At 70.0% G+C, this 17,425-nt stretch carries 17 protein-coding genes; 10 read left to right on the forward strand and 7 right to left on the reverse strand.

What is annotated here, in order from left to right:
• Positions 1-37 precede the first annotated feature (37 nt).
• Complete coding sequence (locus ACFY0T_RS40075) at positions 38-1,444, reverse strand: family 2B encapsulin nanocompartment shell protein (RefSeq protein WP_388882704.1); 1,407 nt, start codon at positions 1,442-1,444, stop codon at positions 38-40.
• A 187-nt stretch (positions 1,445-1,631) separates the two neighbouring features.
• Between ACFY0T_RS40075 and ACFY0T_RS40080 the strand changes: the two genes are divergently transcribed.
• The 3 genes from ACFY0T_RS40080 to ACFY0T_RS40090 all read left to right on the forward strand — a co-directional run bounded on the left by ACFY0T_RS40080 (position 1,632) and on the right by ACFY0T_RS40090 (position 3,640).
• Entirely contained in the window at positions 1,632-1,865 is a 234-nt protein-coding gene (locus ACFY0T_RS40080) for a hypothetical protein (RefSeq protein WP_388882707.1), read from the forward strand.
• A gap of 135 nt (positions 1,866-2,000) precedes the next feature.
• Positions 2,001-2,591, forward strand: coding sequence for an N-acetylmuramoyl-L-alanine amidase (locus ACFY0T_RS40085; protein ID WP_388882711.1), 591 nt, complete (start codon positions 2,001-2,003; stop codon positions 2,589-2,591).
• 71 nt (positions 2,592-2,662) lie between these two features.
• The gene (locus ACFY0T_RS40090) at positions 2,663-3,640 is read left to right on the forward strand and encodes a 1-aminocyclopropane-1-carboxylate deaminase/D-cysteine desulfhydrase (RefSeq protein ID WP_388882714.1); all 978 of its coding nucleotides are present in this window, start codon (positions 2,663-2,665) and stop codon (positions 3,638-3,640) included.
• A gap of 150 nt (positions 3,641-3,790) precedes the next feature.
• Here the strand turns inward: ACFY0T_RS40090 and ACFY0T_RS40095 are convergent, their stop codons facing one another.
• Positions 3,791-5,386 carry a Na+/H+ antiporter gene (locus ACFY0T_RS40095; protein WP_388882717.1) on the reverse strand — a complete coding sequence of 532 codons (1,596 nt, stop codon included), beginning with the start codon at positions 5,384-5,386 and terminating at the stop codon, positions 3,791-3,793.
• A 61-nt stretch (positions 5,387-5,447) separates the two neighbouring features.
• Here ACFY0T_RS40095 and ACFY0T_RS40100 point away from each other — a divergent pair, with 61 nt between their 5' ends.
• From ACFY0T_RS40100 to ACFY0T_RS40110, 3 genes are all read left to right on the forward strand, one after another.
• Positions 5,448-5,708 (forward strand): UBP-type zinc finger domain-containing protein, encoded by a 261-nt coding sequence (locus ACFY0T_RS40100; protein WP_388882720.1) that lies wholly within the window; start codon positions 5,448-5,450, stop codon positions 5,706-5,708.
• A gap of 312 nt (positions 5,709-6,020) precedes the next feature.
• Positions 6,021-6,434: an anti-sigma regulatory factor gene (locus ACFY0T_RS40105; protein WP_054228129.1), complete on the forward strand. Its 414-nt coding sequence runs from the start codon at positions 6,021-6,023 to the stop codon at positions 6,432-6,434.
• Positions 6,431-7,567: an RNA polymerase sigma factor SigF gene (locus ACFY0T_RS40110; RefSeq protein ID WP_388882723.1), complete on the forward strand. Its 1,137-nt coding sequence runs from the start codon at positions 6,431-6,433 to the stop codon at positions 7,565-7,567. The genes ACFY0T_RS40105 and ACFY0T_RS40110 overlap by 4 nt, the downstream gene beginning before the upstream one ends.
• A 6-nt stretch (positions 7,568-7,573) precedes the next feature.
• Here ACFY0T_RS40110 and ACFY0T_RS40115 read toward each other — a convergent pair whose 3' ends face one another.
• Entirely contained in the window at positions 7,574-8,026 is a 453-nt protein-coding gene (locus ACFY0T_RS40115; protein WP_388882726.1) for a hypothetical protein, read from the reverse strand.
• A gap of 142 nt (positions 8,027-8,168) precedes the next feature.
• Here ACFY0T_RS40115 and ACFY0T_RS40120 point away from each other — a divergent pair, with 142 nt between their 5' ends.
• Positions 8,169-9,137, forward strand: coding sequence for a diacylglycerol/lipid kinase family protein (locus ACFY0T_RS40120; RefSeq protein WP_388882729.1), 969 nt, complete (start codon positions 8,169-8,171; stop codon positions 9,135-9,137).
• Positions 9,138-9,455: 318 nt separating this feature from the next.
• Positions 9,456-9,713, forward strand: a complete 258-nt coding sequence (locus tag ACFY0T_RS40125; RefSeq protein ID WP_006380970.1) for a WhiB family transcriptional regulator — start codon at positions 9,456-9,458, stop codon at positions 9,711-9,713.
• A gap of 180 nt (positions 9,714-9,893) precedes the next feature.
• Here the strand turns inward: ACFY0T_RS40125 and ACFY0T_RS40130 are convergent, their stop codons facing one another.
• Together ACFY0T_RS40130 and ACFY0T_RS40135 are read right to left on the reverse strand one after the other, a co-directional pair.
• On the reverse strand, positions 9,894-11,360 hold the full coding sequence (locus ACFY0T_RS40130) for a sensor histidine kinase (RefSeq protein ID WP_388882958.1): 1,467 nt from the start codon (positions 11,358-11,360) through the stop codon (positions 9,894-9,896).
• Between the two features lie 476 nt (positions 11,361-11,836).
• Positions 11,837-12,514, reverse strand: a complete 678-nt coding sequence (locus tag ACFY0T_RS40135) for a TetR/AcrR family transcriptional regulator (protein ID WP_388882732.1) — start codon at positions 12,512-12,514, stop codon at positions 11,837-11,839.
• Positions 12,515-12,610: 96 nt separating this feature from the next.
• Here ACFY0T_RS40135 and ACFY0T_RS40140 point away from each other — a divergent pair, with 96 nt between their 5' ends.
• Entirely contained in the window at positions 12,611-13,363 is a 753-nt protein-coding gene (locus tag ACFY0T_RS40140) for an SDR family oxidoreductase (protein ID WP_388882735.1), read from the forward strand.
• Positions 13,364-13,385: 22 nt separating this feature from the next.
• On the opposite strand, the gene ACFY0T_RS40145 is transcribed toward ACFY0T_RS40140, so the two are convergent.
• Positions 13,386-14,408, reverse strand: a complete 1,023-nt coding sequence (locus tag ACFY0T_RS40145) for an SIS domain-containing protein (RefSeq protein ID WP_388882961.1) — start codon at positions 14,406-14,408, stop codon at positions 13,386-13,388.
• A 380-nt stretch (positions 14,409-14,788) separates the two neighbouring features.
• Between ACFY0T_RS40145 and nagB the strand changes: the two genes are divergently transcribed.
• Positions 14,789-15,574 carry a glucosamine-6-phosphate deaminase gene (nagB, locus tag ACFY0T_RS40150; protein WP_388882738.1) on the forward strand — a complete coding sequence of 262 codons (786 nt, stop codon included), beginning with the start codon at positions 14,789-14,791 and terminating at the stop codon, positions 15,572-15,574.
• 243 nt (positions 15,575-15,817) lie between these two features.
• Here nagB and ACFY0T_RS40155 read toward each other — a convergent pair whose 3' ends face one another.
• Positions 15,818-17,419, reverse strand: a complete 1,602-nt coding sequence (locus ACFY0T_RS40155; RefSeq protein WP_388882741.1) for a glycoside hydrolase family 3 protein — start codon at positions 17,417-17,419, stop codon at positions 15,818-15,820.
• Between the last annotated feature and the right edge of the window lie 6 nt (positions 17,420-17,425).

The following is a 17,425-nucleotide window of genomic DNA, read 5'->3' on the forward strand; positions in this document are numbered from 1 at the left end:
GAGAGCGGGAACACGGCGACCGTCGGCGCGCGGAAGGTCACCGCCAGCGACCGATCTCGACGTTCTCCAAAATGCCGAGGGCGTCCGGCACGAGCACCGCGGCCGAGTAGTACGCCGTGACCAGGTAGGAGATGATCGCCTGCTCGTTGATGCCCATGAAGCGCACCGACAGGCTCGGCTCGATCTCGTCCGGAATGCCCGCCTGCTGGAGCCCGATCACGCCCTGCTCGGCCTCGCCGGTACGCATGGCGATGATCGAGGTCGTACGCGTGTCGCTCACCGGGATCTTGTTGCACGGGTAGATCGGGACTCCCCGCCAGGTCGGAATGCGGTTGCCCGCGATCTCGATGGTCTCCGGGACGAGTCCGCGCTTGTTGAGCTCTCGGCCGAACGCGGAGATCGCGCGCGGGTGGGCGAGGAACAGCTTGGTGCCGCGCCTGCGGCTGAGCAGTTCGTCGAGGTCGTCGGGGCTGGGGACGCCGTCGTGCGGCTGCAGCCGCTGGTCGTACTCGCAGTTGTTGAGCAGCCCGAACTCCCGGTTGTTGATGAGCTCGTGCTCCTGGCGCTCCTTCAACGCCTCGACGGTGAGCCGCAGTTGCTGCTCGGTCTGGTTCATGGGCTGGTTGTAGAGGTCGGCCACGCGCGTGTGCAGGCGCAGTACGGTCTGCGCGATGCTCAGTTCGTACTCGCGCGGCGCGGCCTCGTAGTCCACGAAGGTGCCGGGGATGTCCGGCTCTCCGGTGTGGCCGGCCGAGAGGTCGATCTCCTTCTCGCCGTACTTGTTGGTGCGCTGCTCCGGAATCGAGCGGAGCTCCTGGAGGTGAGTGCGCAGGGACTCGGCGCGCTCCGCGACCTGCTCGAGGTCCTGGCGGAGCAGCACGAGCACGGTGCACGCGGTGACCGCGCGGGCCGTGTACTCCCAGATGGCCTCCGCGTCGATGAGCGCCTGCTCCCCGAAGTACGCGCCGTCGGCGAGGGTGCCGAGCACCGCGTCGTCCCCGTAGGGGCCCGTGCCGATCTTCTCGACCTTGCCGTGCGCGAGCAGGAACACCTCGTCGGCCGGGCTGCCGAACTCGGCGAGCACGTCTCCCGGTGCGAACTCCCGCTGCCGGCAGCGCTGGGCGAGCTCGCCGAGCACCTCCTGGTCCTCGTACGACCGCAGTACGGACAGTTCGCCGAGCTCCGCGGGGATGACCTGGACGCGGTCACCGGTCTTCACGAAGGTCACGCGGCCGTCGCCCACGGAGTAGCTGAGCCGCCGGTTCACGCGGTACGTGCCACCCTGCACGTTCACCCACGGGAGCATGCGCAGCAGCCACCGTGAGCTGATCTCCTGCATCTGGGGCACGGACTTGGTGGTGGTGGCCAGGTTCCGCGCGGCGGATGTGCCGAGACTCTGCTGCGGCCTGTCCTGCTCCGCGCGGACCTCTTCGCCTACCGACATGAAATTTGCCCTCCCGATTGCACTGATCTGCGGAAACCAGCCTTCCATCACGGAGCGTGCCGGTGCTATTACACAAATGAGCGGGAATGGATCATCCGGGAGTGGGCACAGGACGGGATTCTGTCCAGGGAACTCCAAGATCCGGCCAACCGTTTGCCCCTTAGACGGACAACGACAGGAGACAGCAGTGGCAGGCTTCCTGGACCGTGCCAAAGAACAGGCGCAGCGCGGCCTCACGCAGGGCAAGCAGAAACTCGACGACGTGCAGGCGCAGCGCGCCGGCGGCGACCTCCTCAAGAAACTCGGTGCCGCGTACTACGCGGAGCGGCGTGGCAGCGGCTCCCCCGAGGCGACACAACAGGCCCTTCAGGCCCTGGAGAGCCACATAGCCACGCACGGGGACGCGTTCCTCCGGTCCTGACCGGTTCCTCCGCCGCTGACCGAATCGGCTCGCACGCTGTGCGAACGAGTAGGCCCGGCCGCCCGGTTGCGGGTACAAGCTGCGGTACGAGACGGCCGCGACGGGTGGCCGGCGTGCAGCGCGAAGGAGGCGGTCATGGCCCCACCCATGTCCGCGGCCCGTTTCCTGGACCGGCTCAGAGAGGAAGGCGTCACCGTCGTCGAGGTCGGCGACTGGGAGCATCACAACCGCAATCACAAGGGCCCGTGGGGTCCGGTGTACGGCGTGATGATCCACCACACGGTGACCTCGGGCAGCGAGCGCACCGTCGAGATCTGCCGCGAGGGCTCCCCGAAGCTGCCCGGCCCCCTGTGCCACGGCGTGATCACCAAGGACGGCGTCCTCCACCTCGTCGGCTACGGCAGGGCCAATCACGCCGGCCTCGGAGACGACGACGTCCTGCGCGCCGTGATCGCGGAGAAGGCGCTTCCGCACGACAACGAGGCGAACACCGACGGCAACCGCCACTTCTACGGCTTCGAGTGCGAGAACCTCGGCGATGGAAAGGACCCCTGGCCCGAGGCCCAGCTGAAGACCATCGAGAAGGTCTCCGCCGCGATCTGCCGCCACCACGGCTGGACGGAGCGCTCGGTCATCGGCCACCTGGAGTGGCAGCCGGGAAAGGTGGACCCGAGAGGATTCACGATGGCCGCCATGCGGGAGCGCATCCGCGACCGCCTGAAGTGACGAGCGGGAGCGCATCCGTGACCGTCTGAAGTGACGAGCGGGCGCGGGGAGGCGACCCACCCCCCGGACACATGTCCGACAATGGCGGGGTGACCAGCCCTGACGTCCCGGACGTGCCCGACGTCCCCGAAGCGCTCGGCCCGACCGGCCTGCGGCCGCGACTCCCGTCGCCGCTGCGGGAGGCCGCGGACGGGCGCTTCGCGCGCCACGGCGTCCGGCTGCTGCTCAAGCGGGACGATCTGATCCACCCGGAGCTGATCGGCAACAAGTGGCGCAAGCTGACCCCGAACTTGGAGGCGGCGGCGGGCCGCACGGTGGTCACCTTCGGCGGGGCGTACTCGAACCATCTGCGCGCCACGGCCGCCGCCGGCCGCCTCCTGAGCCTGCCGACCCTCGGCGTGATCCGCGGCCAGGAGCTGGCCGACCGCCCCCTCAACCCCTCGCTCGCCCGCTGCGTGGCCGACGGCATGCGGCTGCACTTCGTCGACAGATCGACGTACCGCCGCAAAGCGGAACCGGAGACGCTGAGCGGGATCCTGCGCGCGATGGGCGCCGAGGACGCGTACGTCGTGCCCGAGGGCGGCAGCAACTCCCTTGCCGTACGCGGCTGTCAGGAACTCGGCGCGGAGCTGCGCGGCCATGCTGACGTCATCGCCCTCGCCTGCGGAACTGGCGGCACCCTGGCGGGCCTGGCCGCCGGACTCACCCCCGACCAGCGTGCCCTCGGCTTCCCGGTCCTCAAGGGCGGCTTCCTGAGCGCCGACATACAGGCCCTCCAGCAAACCGCCTTCGGCGCCCGCCGCGGCAGCTGGTCCCTCGACGACCGCTTCCACTTCGGCGGATACGCCCGCACCACCCCCGAACTCGACACCTTCGCCGAGGACTTCGAGCAGCGCCACGGCCTGCCCGTCGAACGTCTCTATGTCGCCAAGATGCTGTACGGACTTGTCGCCCTGGCGGAGGAGGGCGCGTTCACACGGGGAACCACGGTGGCGGCAGTGATCACGGGAGCACCGTTCCAGCCACCTCAGGAGGACAGCACCGGGTGAGCCCCGGAGGTACCCGCCAGAGCCGCGACGCCGCCACGGAAGAGCACGTAGTCGATGCGACGAGCGCCTGTGGGCTGGTGGCGGCGAGGGCGGGCGTGAGGTCGGCCCCCTGGGAGAGGTCCGGGAGGTGGCCGCGCTCCGCGGAAGGCCTCACGCCGCCTCCCGATAGGCCGCCGCCTCCTCCAGGTCCAGTCGGCGCAGCAGGGTGCGGAGCATCTCGTCGTCGATGTAGCGGTGGTCGCGAAGCTTCACGAAGACCTCGCGCTCGGCGCCGATCATCTCGCGGGACAGTCGCCGGTAGGTGTCGTCGACGGTCTCGCCGGTCACCGGGTTGACCGCGCCGAGGCGCTCCCAGACGGCGTTGCGGCGCCGCTCCAGGACGGCGCGCAGGCGGTCGGCGAGGGGCGGGGGCAGGGCGTTGCGCTCATCGTTGAGGAGTTCGTCGAGGCGCTGTTCGGCCACCCGGGAGGCCTGGGCCTGGGCATTGGCCTCGGCGAGGGTCTCGGCCTGCTGGTCGCGCCCCGGCAGCTTCAGGAGGCGGATCAGCGGGGGCAGAGTCAGCCCCTGCACGACCAGGGTCCCGATGACCGTCGTGAAGGTCAGGAAGAGGATCAGATTGCGATCGGGAAAGGCCGCGCCGCCGTGCACGGTGAGCGGGATGGAGAAGGCGATGGCGAGCGAGACCACGCCACGCATGCCGGCCCAGCTGATGATGAACGGCCCTTTCCAGGTGGGGTTGTCCTCGCGCTCCCGGATCCGCGCCGACACCAACCGCGGCAGGAACGTCGCCGGATACACCCACACGAACCGGGCCGCGACCACGACGAGGAAGAGGGCCACCGCGTACCAGGCTGCGCTCGTGCCCTCGTACTGCCCGAGCCCCCTGAGGACGACCGGCAGTTGCAGTCCGATCAGTGCGAAAACCGCCGACTCCAGGACGAACGCGACCATCTTCCAGACCGCCTCCTCCTGGAGCCGCGTCGCGAAATCCACCTCCCAGGAACGGTGTCCGAGGTAGAGCGCGACGACGACCACCGCGAGTACCCCGGAGGCGTTCAGCTGCTCGGCGATCCCGTACGCGACGAAGGGGATCAACAAGGAGAGGGTGTTCTGGAGAAGGGCCTCCTTCAGGTGGGTGCGCAGCCAGTGGATCGGGATCATCAGGACGAGCCCGACGAGCACGCCGCCGACCGCCGCGAGCAGAAACTCGCGGACGCCACCCGCCCAGGTCGCGCCCTCACCGACCGCGGCGGCGAGGGCCACCTTGTAGGCGGTGATCGCGGTCGCGTCGTTCACCAGGGACTCGCCCTGGAGGATCGTGGTGATCCGCGACGGCAGCCCCACCCGGCGCGCCACAGCGGTCGCGGCGACCGCGTCCGGCGGCGCCACCACCGCCCCCAGGACCAGCGCGGCGGTCAGCGGCAGGCTCGGCACGATCAGATACGCGGCCCAGCCGACCACGAGGGTCGCGAAGAGGACGTACCCGACGGACAACAGCGCGACGGGCCGCAGTTGCGCCCGCAGATCGAGGTACGAGCTGTCGGTGGCCGCCGTGTACAGCAGCGGGGGCAGCACCAGCGGGAGCACGACCTCGGGGTCGAGCTCGTACGCGGGCACCCCGGGGACGTACGAGAGGACCAGGCCCGCCGCGACGAGCAGCAGCGGCGCGGGGACCGGGGTGCGGCGGGCGGCCCCGGCGACCGCCGCACTTCCCGCGACCAGCAACAGCAGTGGCAAAATGTGCATCGACTTCCGCCCGCCCTCGTTTCCGCGCGGCTTCCCGCACACCCGACGTAACCTGGCAATCATGAAACAGTGCACGCACGCCGACGCGCTGCCGCACCCCGAACCCGAGCCCCTCAGCGAGACCTGCCTGGAGTGCCTGGCCGCCGGCACGCACCCGGTGCAGCTTCGCCTATGTCTGGAGTGCGGGCACCTCGGTTGCTGCGACTCCTCACCGCTGCGGCACGCGACAGAGCACCACAAGGACACCGGACATCCGATCATGCGCACGTTCGAGCCCGGGGAGAGCTGGCGTTGGTGCTTCGTCGACCACGTCCTCGCATGACGCGTGGACGGCATACTGGACTTGAGAGGACTCGTGGATCACGTACGCGTGTGACTCGCGATCCGGACGGTTCGACCGTCTGACGCCTGGGTACGTCAACCCGGCGCGCGCTCTTCCTATTTGGGCCCGCAGACCCCTAGCCACTGTCCGTACTCGTGGGCTTACTATGAGTGACAGCAGGGGGCGGGGTCCCCAGGACAGGAAACTTGGGAGCGCGGTAGCGTCACCGCAGAACCACGTAGCGCGTTACCCCGGGGGGCGACCCTCGGCCCCGAAAGAGCTCGAAGAGCTTGTACCACCATGGAGGTGAGGGTGTCCCAGATCGCAGGCGAGCCCGCGACCAAGGACTTCGTGGAAGTCCGGCTGCCGGCCGCGGGTGCCTACCTGTCGGTGCTGCGCACGGCCACGGCCGGGCTCGCGGCCCGTTTGGACTTCACCCTCGACGAGATCGAGGACCTGCGCATCGCGGTGGACGAGGCCTGCGCGATCCTGTTGCAGCAGGCCGTCCCCGGCTCGGTGCTCAGCTGTGTCTTCCGGCTCATCGACGACTCATTGGAGGTCACGGTCTCGGCCCCGACCACGGACGGTCACGCCCCCTCCCGGGACACCTTCGCGTGGACCGTCCTCTCGGCCCTCGCCGGCAAGGTCGACTCGACCGTCGCCGAGGACAAGACCGTTTCGATCAGCCTCTACAAACAGCGCGGCGCGGGACCCGGGCCGGCGTGAGGAACGGGGACGGGCCGGTGCGGGACGAAGAGCGCGGCACACGGGAGCTTCCCGCCGAGCGTGTCGACGGCCTCGGCGGGCCGCGGCGCACGGCGGACGGCGTCGACGGCATCCCCGAGCAGGCCCGGCCGCACCCGGAGGACGGCGCCTCCTCGGCCGTGTCCGAAGGGCTGATCGACGAGGACGAACGGGAGCACCTCCCCGGCCAGGACGACGGGCAACGGGATCCGGAGGGTGCCGCGCGGAGCACGTCCTCGGAGGGGCGACGGCTGGTGACGGGCGGGACTATGAGCGAGCACGAGCGACACGACAAGCTGGGAGCGCAGAGCGTGCAGGGCGCGCAGCACGGGCCGAGCGCCCAGCACATCCAGCACGACCCCCAGGACCGCAGCGGGGCACGGGCGATGTTCATCGAGCTGCGCAAGCTCAAGGAGGGCAGCGCCGAGTACGCGGAGCTGCGCAACCAGCTGGTCCGCATGCACCTCCCGCTCGTCGAGCATCTCGCGCGCCGCTTCCGCAACCGCGGGGAGCCGTTGGACGACCTCACCCAGGTCGCCACCATCGGTCTGATCAAGTCGGTCGACCGCTTCGACCCGGAGCGCGGCGTCGAGTTCTCGACGTACGCGACCCCGACGGTCGTCGGCGAGATCAAGCGGCACTTCCGCGACAAGGGCTGGGCGGTGCGGGTGCCGCGCCGGCTGCAGGAGCTGCGGCTCGCGCTCACCACGGCGACCGCGGAGCTCTCGCAACTGCACGGCCGCTCCCCCACGGTCCATGAGCTGGCCGAGAAGCTGGCCATCTCGGAGGAGGAGGTCCTGGAGGGCCTGGAGTCCGCCAACGCGTACTCCACGCTGTCCCTGGACGTCCCCGACACGGACGACGAGTCCCCGGCCGTCGCTGACACCCTCGGCGCCGAGGACGAGGCCCTGGAGGGCGTCGAGTACCGGGAATCACTGAAGCCGCTGCTGGAAGACCTCCCCCCGCGCGAGAAGCGCATCCTGCTGCTGCGCTTCTTCGGCAACATGACGCAGTCGCAGATCGCGCAGGAGGTCGGCATCTCCCAGATGCACGTCTCGCGCCTGCTGGCCCGCACGCTGGCGCAGCTGAGGGAGAAGCTCCTCGTGGAGGAGTGAGACCGGTTACTTCTGGCCTTGTACGTTGTTTCCGGGCCCTCGGATTCCGAGGGCCCGCGTCGTCGCCGGGTTCACGAGCAGTACCAGGGCCGCGACCGCGACGACCGCGAGTGCGATGCCGCCGGGGATCGCGATGCTGTCGGCCTGGAGCAGGTTGTAGGCCACGGGCAGCGCCATGATCTGGGTGATGACGGCCGGGCCCCGGCTCCAGCCGCGGCGCAACAGCAGTCCGCGCGCGGCCAGCAGCGGCAGCAGGGCGAGCACGATCAGCGTGACACCGCCGGTGACGGCCTGCTGCCGGTCGTCGGGGTCGCCCGTGAGGCCCAGGACGAGGATGTAGACGCCGCCCACGACGAGGGCGAGCCCCTCCAGCGCGGCCAGCGCCGCCGCGGCGGTCAGCCGCCCGGGGCGGGGTTCTGCGGTGGGGGCGTCGGGGGTCGCATTCTGCTCAGCGCTCACCCCTGAAGAGTAGCCGTGGCCGCACCGACGGCCCTGGGTGCCCGTGCCGCCCCCGCACTGTGCCCAGCCCCACACCCTGATCTCTTACCTGATCCCTACCTCGGTCTGGGACGAGTACCACCGAGTAGGTACGCTGCATCGCATGCGTGCACTTCTCGTGGTCAATCCGGCAGCAACCACCACAAGTGCGCGCACGCGTGACGTACTGATCCACGCGCTGGCCAGCGAGATGAAGCTGGAGGCGGTCACCACCGAGTACCGCGGGCACGCCCGGGACCTCGGCCGGCAGGCCGCGGAGAGCAAGGACATCGATCTGGTCGTGGCCCTCGGCGGCGACGGCACGGTCAACGAGGTCGTGAACGGCCTGCTCCACCACGGCCCCGATCCGGAGCGCCTGCCCCGCCTCGCCGTGGTCCCCGGCGGCTCCACCAACGTCTTCGCCCGCGCCCTCGGCCTGCCCAACGACGCCGTGGAGGCCACCGGCGCCCTGCTGGACGCGCTGCGCGAGGAGCGCGAGCGCATAATCGGCCTGGGCCTCGCCGCCGGCACTCCCGGCACAGAGGACGAGGCCGTGCCCTCCCGCTGGTTCACGTTCTGCGCCGGCCTCGGCTTCGACGCGGGTGTGATCGGCCGGGTCGAGCAGCAGCGCGAGCGCGGCAGGCGCTCCACCCATGCGCTGTATCTCCGCCAAGCGGCACGCACGTTTTTGGACGAACCTCACCGCAGACGCGGGATGATCACACTGGAGCGCCCCGGCGCGGACCCGGTCACCGATCTTGTCCTGTCCATCATCTGCAACACCGCGCCGTGGACGTTTCTCGGCAATCGTCCGGTGTACGCGTCACCTAAGGCGTCGTTCGATACCGGACTCGACGTACTCGGTCTCAGCCGCATGTCGACGGCCGCGGTTGCCCGGTATGCCACCCAGTTGCTCACTTCGTCCCCCGAGCGCGGACCCCATGGCAAGCACGCCGTGTCCCTGCACGACTTGACGGACTTCACCTTGCATTCGAAGGTGCCGCTGCCCCTTCAGATGGACGGTGACCACCTCGGGCTGCGCACTAGCGTGACGTTCACAGGCGTACGCCGTGCACTGCGTGTGATTGTGTGAGTGGAAGGGCCCAAAGTCCTTTCACTCGAACGTTTAGACCAGGATCCACCCCATGGAAGTACGGCTGTGACCTAGTCGACACCGAGGAATCAAAAAAAACTTTCCAGAAGGGGTTGTATCCGCCGCTGAGGTTTGCGAGTCTCTACGTGGCGATCGGGACGGCCCGCAACATCGGCCCCACAGAGAGCCAGAACCCCTCCTCAAATCACAGGACCACGTCAGGTTACCTGGCAGTCGGCCCTTCACTTGTTGAGGGATTCGTGAAAGCGTTCACATTCACAAGCAACCTGCATGTAATACCAAGGAGAGGTAGCAGCCATGGACTGGCGTCACAACGCCGTTTGCCGCGAGGAAGACCCCGAGCTCTTCTTCCCCATCGGCAACACCGGTCCTGCGCTGCTGCAGATCGAGGAAGCCAAGGCCGTCTGCCGCCGCTGCCCCGTCATGGAGCAGTGCCTGCAGTGGGCGCTCGAGTCCGGCCAGGACTCCGGCGTCTGGGGTGGCCTCAGCGAGGACGAGCGCCGCGCCATGAAGCGCCGCGCCGCCCGCAACCGGGCCCGTCAGGCCACCGCCTGACACCCCACCCCGCACGAGCCTGAGCTTGGCGGCGCGTACAGCGAGTACGCATCTCCCGCCCCCGAGCCGCAGCGCGCAGTACCCCCGATGCGCATAGCAACGTGAGCGTGAGCCCCGGACCAGTGAATGGTCCGGGGCTCATTGCTGTTTGCGGCCGCAGGGATTGCTACTGAGCCCTGGTCACTTCTGAGCCCGCACCGGGACGTCCAGGATCACCTGCGTGCCGCGCTCCGGGGCCGCCACCATGTCGAAGGTGCCGCCCAACTCGCCCTCGACCAGCGTCCGTACGATCTGCAGGCCGAGGTTGCCCGAGCGGTGCGGGTCGAAGCCCTCGGGGAGACCGACGCCGTCGTCCTGGACGGTGACCAGGAGGCGGGCCTCCTTGCTGGTGCCGCCGCGCACCGCGGAGACCTCGACGGTGCCCCGGTCGCCCTCGCGGAAGCCGTGCTCCAGCGCGTTCTGGAGGATTTCGGTGAGGACCATGGAGAGCGGGGTCGCGACCTCGGCGTCCAGGATGCCGAAGCGGCCGGTGCGCCGGCCGGTGACCTTGCCGGGCGAGATCTCGGCGACCATGGCGAGCACCCGGTCGGCGATCTCGTCGAACTCCACGCGCTCGTCCAGGTTCTGGGAGAGCGTCTCGTGCACGATCGCGATCGAACCGACCCGGCGGACGGCTTCTTCCAGGGCTTCCCGGCCCCTGTCCGAGTCGATGCGCCGGGCCTGGAGCCGCAGCAGGGCCGCCACCGTCTGGAGGTTGTTCTTCACCCGGTGATGAATCTCCCGGATGGTCGCGTCCTTGGTGATCAACTCGCGCTCGCGGCGGCGCAGTTCGGTGACGTCGCGGAGCAGGACGAGTGAACCGACGCGGGTGCCCTTGGGCTTGAGCGGGATCGCGCGCAGCTGGATCACGCCGTCGTTGCTCTCGATCTCGAACTCGCGGGGCGCCCAGCCGCTGGCGACCTTGGACAGCGCCTCGTCCACCGGGCCGCGGGAGGGCGCGAGTTCGGCGGTGGTCACGCCGAGGTTGTGGCCGACCAGGTCGGCGGCCAGGCCGAGGCGGTGGTATGCCGACAGCGCGTTCGGAGAGGCGTACTGGACGATGCCGTCCGCGTCGAGGCGGATCAGGCCGTCGCCCACCCGCGGCGAGGCGTCCATGTCGACCTGCTGGTTCGGGAACGGGAACGAACCCGCCGCGATCATCTGGGCGAGGTCGGAGGCGCTCTGGAGATACGTCAACTCCAGCCGGCTCGGGGTGCGCACGGTGAGGAGGTTGGTGTTGCGGGCGATGACTCCGAGGACGCGGCCCTCACGTCGTACGGGAATGGACTCGACCCGCACCGGAACCTCTTCACGCCACTCCGGGTCGCCCTCGCGCACGATCCTGCCCTCGTCGAGCGCGGCGTCCAGCATGGGGCGGCGGCCGCGCGGGACGAGGTGGCCGACCATGTCGTCCTGGTACGAGGTGGGGCCGGTGTTGGGCCGCATCTGGGCTACGGAGACATAGCGGGTGCCGTCGCGCGTGGGAACCCACAGGACGAGGTCGGCGAAGGAGAGGTCGGAGAGCAGCTGCCACTCCGAGACCAGCAGATGCAGCCACTCGAGATCGGAGTCACCGAGGGCGGTGTGCTGGCGTACGAGGTCGTTCATGGAGGGCACGTCTGCGAGCGTACCCGGCGGATACGACAGGCCTCGAACCTCAGCCGCTGGTGGGGGCCCCGGAAACACCCGCGGGCCGCGGCGCCTGGGAGGGACCCTCAACCCTCCCGGCACCGCAGCCCGGAGCAACAACGGCCGCGGGGTGTGCGGTCCCGGTCGGCCGAAGAGAGGAGCCGGAGCAGTCAGGGCAGAGAGCGCCGGTTCCTCGGTCCGCCTTCCTGTGCGGGGAAGACGGAGGCTTGTTCAGTTGCCTTCACTTGCGAAGCATTGTGGACTAGACCATGCTGCTGCGTCCATGCTCCTGTGTCCACGCGCCTTCTGTCCATGCGTCGGCGGATGTTTGTTGTTGTCTGTTTATCCAACATCCAACAGCATCCATCACGCAGACTAACCCGCTTCGGTTCATGAACGGGCCGGATTGACGGATGAGCCGGGTCTGATCGACACATGACGGCGGCCGATTCGGCTCAGGGCCGGGGCCAGATCGCCATGGCGAGTTCGGCAAGGGCCTCCAGTTCCTCCTTGGTGGCGCCGTCGCGGGCCTGCTGGGACATGCCCTGGATGATCGCTCCGGTGTGCCGGGCGAGGGCCGCCGCATCGGTGTCGGCAGACAGCTCACCCGCGGCGATCCCCGCCTTTATACGACTCTCGAAGGCGGCGAGGCTGGCGTTGCGCCGCTCGCGCAGGGACTCCTCCACCTCGGGTGACGTGCAGTTGATGGCCGCGTGGATCACCAGGCAGCCGTGCGGGTGGCCCGGGTCGGTGTACTCGGCCGCGGCCTCGCGCAGCATCCGCTCGACCGCGGCGCGGGCCGTCGGCTCCTCGGCCAGCGCGCGCTCGCCGAACGAGCCGTACTTCGCGCCGTACTCGCGAACGACCTCGTCGAAGAGGGACCGCTTGTCGCCGAACGCCGCGTACAGGCTCGGGGCGCCGATGCCCATGACGCGCGTGAGGTCGGAGACGGAGGTCGCCTCGTACCCGTGCTCCCAGAACGCGAGGATCGCCTTCTCCAGCGCGGTCTCACGGTCGAAGGACCGGGGGCGACCGCGCTGCTTGGTCACGACCTTGACGTTATCTGCGCCCTCGGCGTCCTCGGCGTCCTTATGTACGGCGGTTCCCGGCTCGGTCTGCTGCCTGCTCACCATGGGGTGGATTTTATAGCGAGTGCTAGAGAACTGTCCGTGCCCTGTTGTACATTTTTTCTGTAGCGACCATTAGTGAAATGCGAAGGGGGCATCGGCATGGGTGTGCTCGCAGGCAGGACGGCACTCGTCACGGGTGGCGGAAGGGGCATCGGGCGGGGCATCGCCGAGCGGCTGGGAGGGGACGGCGCGCGGGTGGCCGTGCACTACGGCAGCAATGAGGCGGCGGCGAAGGAGACGGTCGCCGCGATCGAGGCGGCGGGGGGATCGGCGTTCGCGATCGGCGTGGAGCTGGGGCTGCCGGGCGACGCGGAGGCCCTGTGGGAAGCGTTCGACCGGCATGCGGACGGGCTGGACATCCTGGTGAACAACGCGGGGATCGGTACGTCGCGGGCGCTCGAGGAGATCGACGAGGAGGAGTACGACAGGGTCTTCGCGGTGAACGTGAAGGCGCCGCACTTCATCGTCCAGCACGGCCTCGACCGCCTGCGGGACGGCGGGCGGGTCATCAACATCTCCTCGGGCCTCGCGCGGACCGCCGTGATGCCGGACAAGATGGCGTACGCCATGACCAAGGGCGCCCTGGACGTCTTCACCCGGGACCTGTCCAAGGTGCTGGGCCCTCGGGGGATCACCGTGAACTCGGTGGCGCCCGGCATCATCGACACCGACAACACCGCCGAGTTGTTGCACGCGAGCGACGACGCATGGGCGAAGGCCGCGGCGATATCGGCGCTGGGCCGGGTGGGGGCGCCGGCGGATGTGGCGGACGTGGTGGCGTTCCTGGCGTCGGACGCGGGGCGCTGGATCACCGGGGCCTGGCTGGACGCGACGGGTGGATCGCTGACGTAGGCCTGCCCCGGGGACGCGCCGGTCAGTGCGTCTCCGTCACCTTCGCCAGGGCGCGCGGCGCGTCCGGGTCCTGGCCGCGGGCGATGGTGACCTCGTAGGCCAGGAGCTGGAGCGGGAGGATCTCCAGGATCGGCTGGACCTCTTCGGCGACGCCTGCGGTGGGCAGGACGAAACCGGCCGAGGCCTGTTCGACCTGGGCCCGGGGACCGATCACGACGAGGTCGGCGCCGCGGCCGCGCAGCCGGTCGAGCACGGGCTGGAGCGCCTCGCCGCCCTTGCCGTCGGTGACGACCGCGATGACCGGCGAGATGTTGTCGACCATGGCGAGGGGGCCGTGCAGCAGGTCGGCGCCCGAGTAGGCGAGAGCGGGGATGTAGCTGGTCTCCATCAGCTTCAGGGCGGCTTCCTTGGCGGTGGGGTAGCCATAGCCGCGCGAGGTGATCACCATGCGCTCGGCGAAGCGATAGCGCGAGGCGAGGGCCCTGACCTCGTCCTGGCGGGCGAGGAGTCCGGCGGCGAGGTCGGGCAGCACCTTCGCGGGGGCACCGTCACCGCCGCGCAGACCCTCGACGAAGAGGTAGAGAGCGAGAAGGGAGGCCGTATAGGTCTTGGTGGCGGGGAGCGCCTTCTCCGGTCCGGCCATGATGTCGATGTGGTACTCGGAGACGGCGGCCAGCGGTGAGTCCGGGTTGTTGGTCACCGCGAGGGTGATGGCGCCGGCCTCGCGGGCGGCCTGCGTCGAGGCGACCAGGTCCGGGGAGCCGCCGGACTGACTGACGGTGATCACCAAGACGTCGGCGAGATCGGGGTGCGCGCCGTACGCCGTGGTCGTCGACATCGAGGTGAGCCCGCAGGGCAGGCCCTGGCGGACCTCCAGGAGGTACTTCGCGTACAGGGCGGCGTTGTCGGAGGTGCCGCGGGCGGTGAGCAGGACGAAGCGCGGCTTGCGGGACGCGACCTGCCGTGCCACGTCCTGGATCCGGGGCGCGCCCGTGTCGAGGATCCGCCGCAGCACGTCGGGCTGCTCGGCCATCTCCCGGGCCATGATCCGCCCGGGGCGGTCGCCCTGGGATGCGCCCTGGGATGCGCCTTGGGATGTGCCCTGGAAGTCCTGCGGCGTGGGGGTCATCGGTGCCTCCTCGTGTACCTCGTGCATCGGCTTTCGGCTCGCCGCTCGCGGCTTTGGCTTTGGCTTTCGACCTTCGACCTTCGACCTTCGACCTTCGACCTTCGGCTTTCGCTTTCGCTTTCGCTTTCGGCGTGCGGTTTCCATTGCACTCCCCAGAGCTGGGGCTCGCGCGTCCGGCTGGGGCCTTCGGGGCGACGTTGGGGTGACACTCTGCTAGATTGGTCTATACCACATGTGTCCCCTTCGGGTTTCAGTTGAGTCCCCCTGAGTCCCCTCTCCAGATCGGCAGGCCCAGCGTGGAAGTTGTCATCGTCCCGGACGCCGAGGCAGGCGGCGAGCTGATCGCCGAGGCCATGGCGGATCTGCTCCGGCGCAAGCCCGACGCCCTGCTCGGCGTGGCGACCGGCTCGACTCCGCTGCCCATCTACGAGGCGCTGGCGGCCAAGGTGAGCTCCGGTGCCGTGGACGCCTCGAGTGCGCGGATCGCGCAGCTCGACGAGTACGTGGGGCTGCCGGCCGAGCATCCCGAGTCGTACCGTTCCGTGCTGCGGCGGGAGGTGCTCGAGCCGCTGGGCCTCGGCATGGCCGCGTTCATGGGGCCGGACGGCACCGCGGAGGACGTGCAGGCCGCGTGCGAGGCGTACGACAAGGCGCTGGCGGAGGCCGGTGGGGTCGATCTGCAGCTGCTCGGGATCGGGACGGACGGGCACATCGGGTTCAACGAGCCGTGCTCCTCGCTCGCCTCGCGGACCCGGATCAAGACGCTGACCGAACAGACCCGGGTCGACAACGCGCGGTTCTTCGAGGGCGAGATCGAGCAGGTGCCGCACCATGTCATCACCCAGGGCATCGGCACGATTCTGGAGGCGCGGCATCTGGTGCTGCTCGCGACGGGGGAGGGCAAGGCGGACGCCGTTGCCGCGACCGTGGAGGGGCCGGTGGCTGCCGTGTGCCCGGCGTCGGCCCTTCAACTCCACCCGCACGCCACGGTGGTTGTGGACGAGGCGGCGGCTTCCAAGCTGAAGCTTGCGGATTACTTCCGGCACACGTTTGCCAACAAGCCGGGCTGGCAGGGGATATAGGCCGGTTGGTGTTGCACGAAGGCGCCGGGCACCCTTTCCTGGGTGCCCGGCGCCTTCGCATATCCAGGGGCTGGGGTGCTGCGCGAGTGCGGCCCGGTGGGTGGTGTGTGCCCGCCCTCCCCCAAGTTCTCGGCTCCGCGCGAACAGGGGGACCCCCATCGCCCTGCGGAACGCCTGCCCACACTCCACGGCACGCCCACACGGCACCCTCGGCCAGCGCACGCCACGCCACCAGCCCAGCTGTCAGGCGCCCGCGATGATCTCCGCTGCCGCTCGGCCGCAGACTCTGGCCGCGCCGTGTGTGGCGATGTGGAGGGCGCCGCGGGGTGGGGACTGGGGGACGCCCATCTCGACCACGACGGTGTCGGGGCGGGAGGCGAGGAGGGTGTCGAGGGCGGCCGCCATCCAGGGGTGGCGGTGTTCGTCGCGGACGACGGCGACGATACGGCGGGAGCCCGCGGCGGCGAGGGCCGAGGCGCCCGCGTTCTCGCCGGTGAAGCTGCCGGTCTCCGTGCCGGGGAGCAGGCGGGCCAGTTCCGCCGCCACGCCCCAGGGGGTCTCGTCACCGACCGCGATGTTCGCGACCGGGGTGAGCGCGGCGACGTACGGGGCCTCGGTGAGCGGGGCGTACGAGTCGGAGTGGGTCACCGTGAGCGCGCGACGGGCGGCGACCAGACCGATGCCCGTCGCGCCGTTCGCACCCCCCACACCATTCGCACTGTTCACACCGCCAACACCGCCAACACCGCTCGCGCCGCTCGCGCCGTTCGCACCACCGGCCGTGCCGGCACCCCCCGCTCCCCCCGAGCCCCCGGTTCCGGAAGCCGCCGCAGCCGCAGCCGTCCACCCCGCCAGCTCACGTACCCGGTTCGCCGCGTCCGCCAGGCGCTCCTCGGGGAGTTCGCCGGCGCGGACGGCGGAGACGAGGGCGTCGCGGAGGCGGCGTACCGTGTCGTCGTCCGCCAGTCCCCCGCCCACGCAGATCGCGTCGGCGCCGGCGGCGATGGCGAGGACGCTGCCGCGTTCGATGCCGTAGGTCGCGGCGATGGCCTGCATCTCCATGCCATCGGTGACGATGAGACCGTCGTAGCCGAGGTCCTCGCGGAGCAGGCCCGTGAGGATCCGCCGGGACAGGGTCGCCGGGCGGTCGGGGTCCAGGGCCGGGACGAGGATGTGCGCGCTCATCACGGCGCGGGTGCCCGCGGCGATGGCGGCCCGGAACGGGGCGAGCTCGCGGCCTTCCAGCACCGACAGCTCCGCGTCGATGCGCGGCAGCGCGTGGTGCGAGTCGACCGCCGTGTCGCCGTGGCCCGGGAAGTGCTTGGTGCAGGCGGCGACGCCGGCCGACTGGAGTCCGGTGACGTAGGCGGCCGTGTGCCGGGCCACCAGGTCGGTGTCGGCGCCGAAGGACCGTACGCCGATGACCGGGTTCCCCGGGTTGGAGTTCACGTCGGCGGACGGCGCCCAGTTGAGGTTGACGCCGCAGGCGGCGAGGCGGCGGCCCAGTTCGGCGGCCACCTCTCTCGTCAACGAGACGTCGTCCACGGCCCCCAGCGCGTGGTTCCCGGGGAACGAAGACCCCGTACGCACCTCCAGGCGGGTGACGTCGCCGCCCTCCTCGTCGATCGCGACCAGGACATCGTCGCGTTCGGCGCGCAACTGGGCGGTCAGGGCGGCCAGTTGCCCGGGCGAGGCGATGTTGCGGCCGAACAGGCCGACCGAGGCGAGGCCTTCGCCGAGGCGGCGGAGCAGCCAGTCCGGGGCCGAGGTTCCCGTGAAGCCGGGCTGAAGGACGGTGAGCGCGTCGCGCGTGAGGGTGTCTGTCCCACTGGCGAATGTCGTCATCGGGTG

The sequence above is a fragment of the Streptomyces sp. NPDC001530 genome (assembly GCF_042894545.1).
Lineage (GTDB): Bacteria > Actinomycetota > Actinomycetes > Streptomycetales > Streptomycetaceae > Streptomyces.

Coding starts and splice junctions, on each gene's coding strand:
- ACFY0T_RS40075 (WP_388882704.1), bottom strand. CDS start 1,444: ATGTCGGTAGGCGAAGAGGTCCGCGCGGAGCAGGACAGGCCGCAGCAG.
- ACFY0T_RS40085 (WP_388882711.1), top strand. CDS start 2,001: ATGGCCCCACCCATGTCCGCGGCCCGTTTCCTGGACCGGCTCAGAGAG.
- ACFY0T_RS40090 (WP_388882714.1), top strand. CDS start 2,663: ATGTCCGACAATGGCGGGGTGACCAGCCCTGACGTCCCGGACGTGCCC.
- ACFY0T_RS40095 (WP_388882717.1), bottom strand. CDS start 5,386: ATGCACATTTTGCCACTGCTGTTGCTGGTCGCGGGAAGTGCGGCGGTC.
- ACFY0T_RS40100 (WP_388882720.1), top strand. CDS start 5,448: ATGAAACAGTGCACGCACGCCGACGCGCTGCCGCACCCCGAACCCGAG.
- ACFY0T_RS40120 (WP_388882729.1), top strand. CDS start 8,169: ATGCGTGCACTTCTCGTGGTCAATCCGGCAGCAACCACCACAAGTGCG.
- ACFY0T_RS40125 (WP_006380970.1), top strand. CDS start 9,456: ATGGACTGGCGTCACAACGCCGTTTGCCGCGAGGAAGACCCCGAGCTC.
- ACFY0T_RS40130 (WP_388882958.1), bottom strand. CDS start 11,360: ATGAACGACCTCGTACGCCAGCACACCGCCCTCGGTGACTCCGATCTC.
- ACFY0T_RS40135 (WP_388882732.1), bottom strand. CDS start 12,514: ATGGTGAGCAGGCAGCAGACCGAGCCGGGAACCGCCGTACATAAGGAC.
- ACFY0T_RS40140 (WP_388882735.1), top strand. CDS start 12,611: ATGGGTGTGCTCGCAGGCAGGACGGCACTCGTCACGGGTGGCGGAAGG.
- ACFY0T_RS40145 (WP_388882961.1), bottom strand. CDS start 14,408: ATGGCCCGGGAGATGGCCGAGCAGCCCGACGTGCTGCGGCGGATCCTC.
- ACFY0T_RS40155 (WP_388882741.1), bottom strand. CDS start 17,419: ATGACGACATTCGCCAGTGGGACAGACACCCTCACGCGCGACGCGCTC.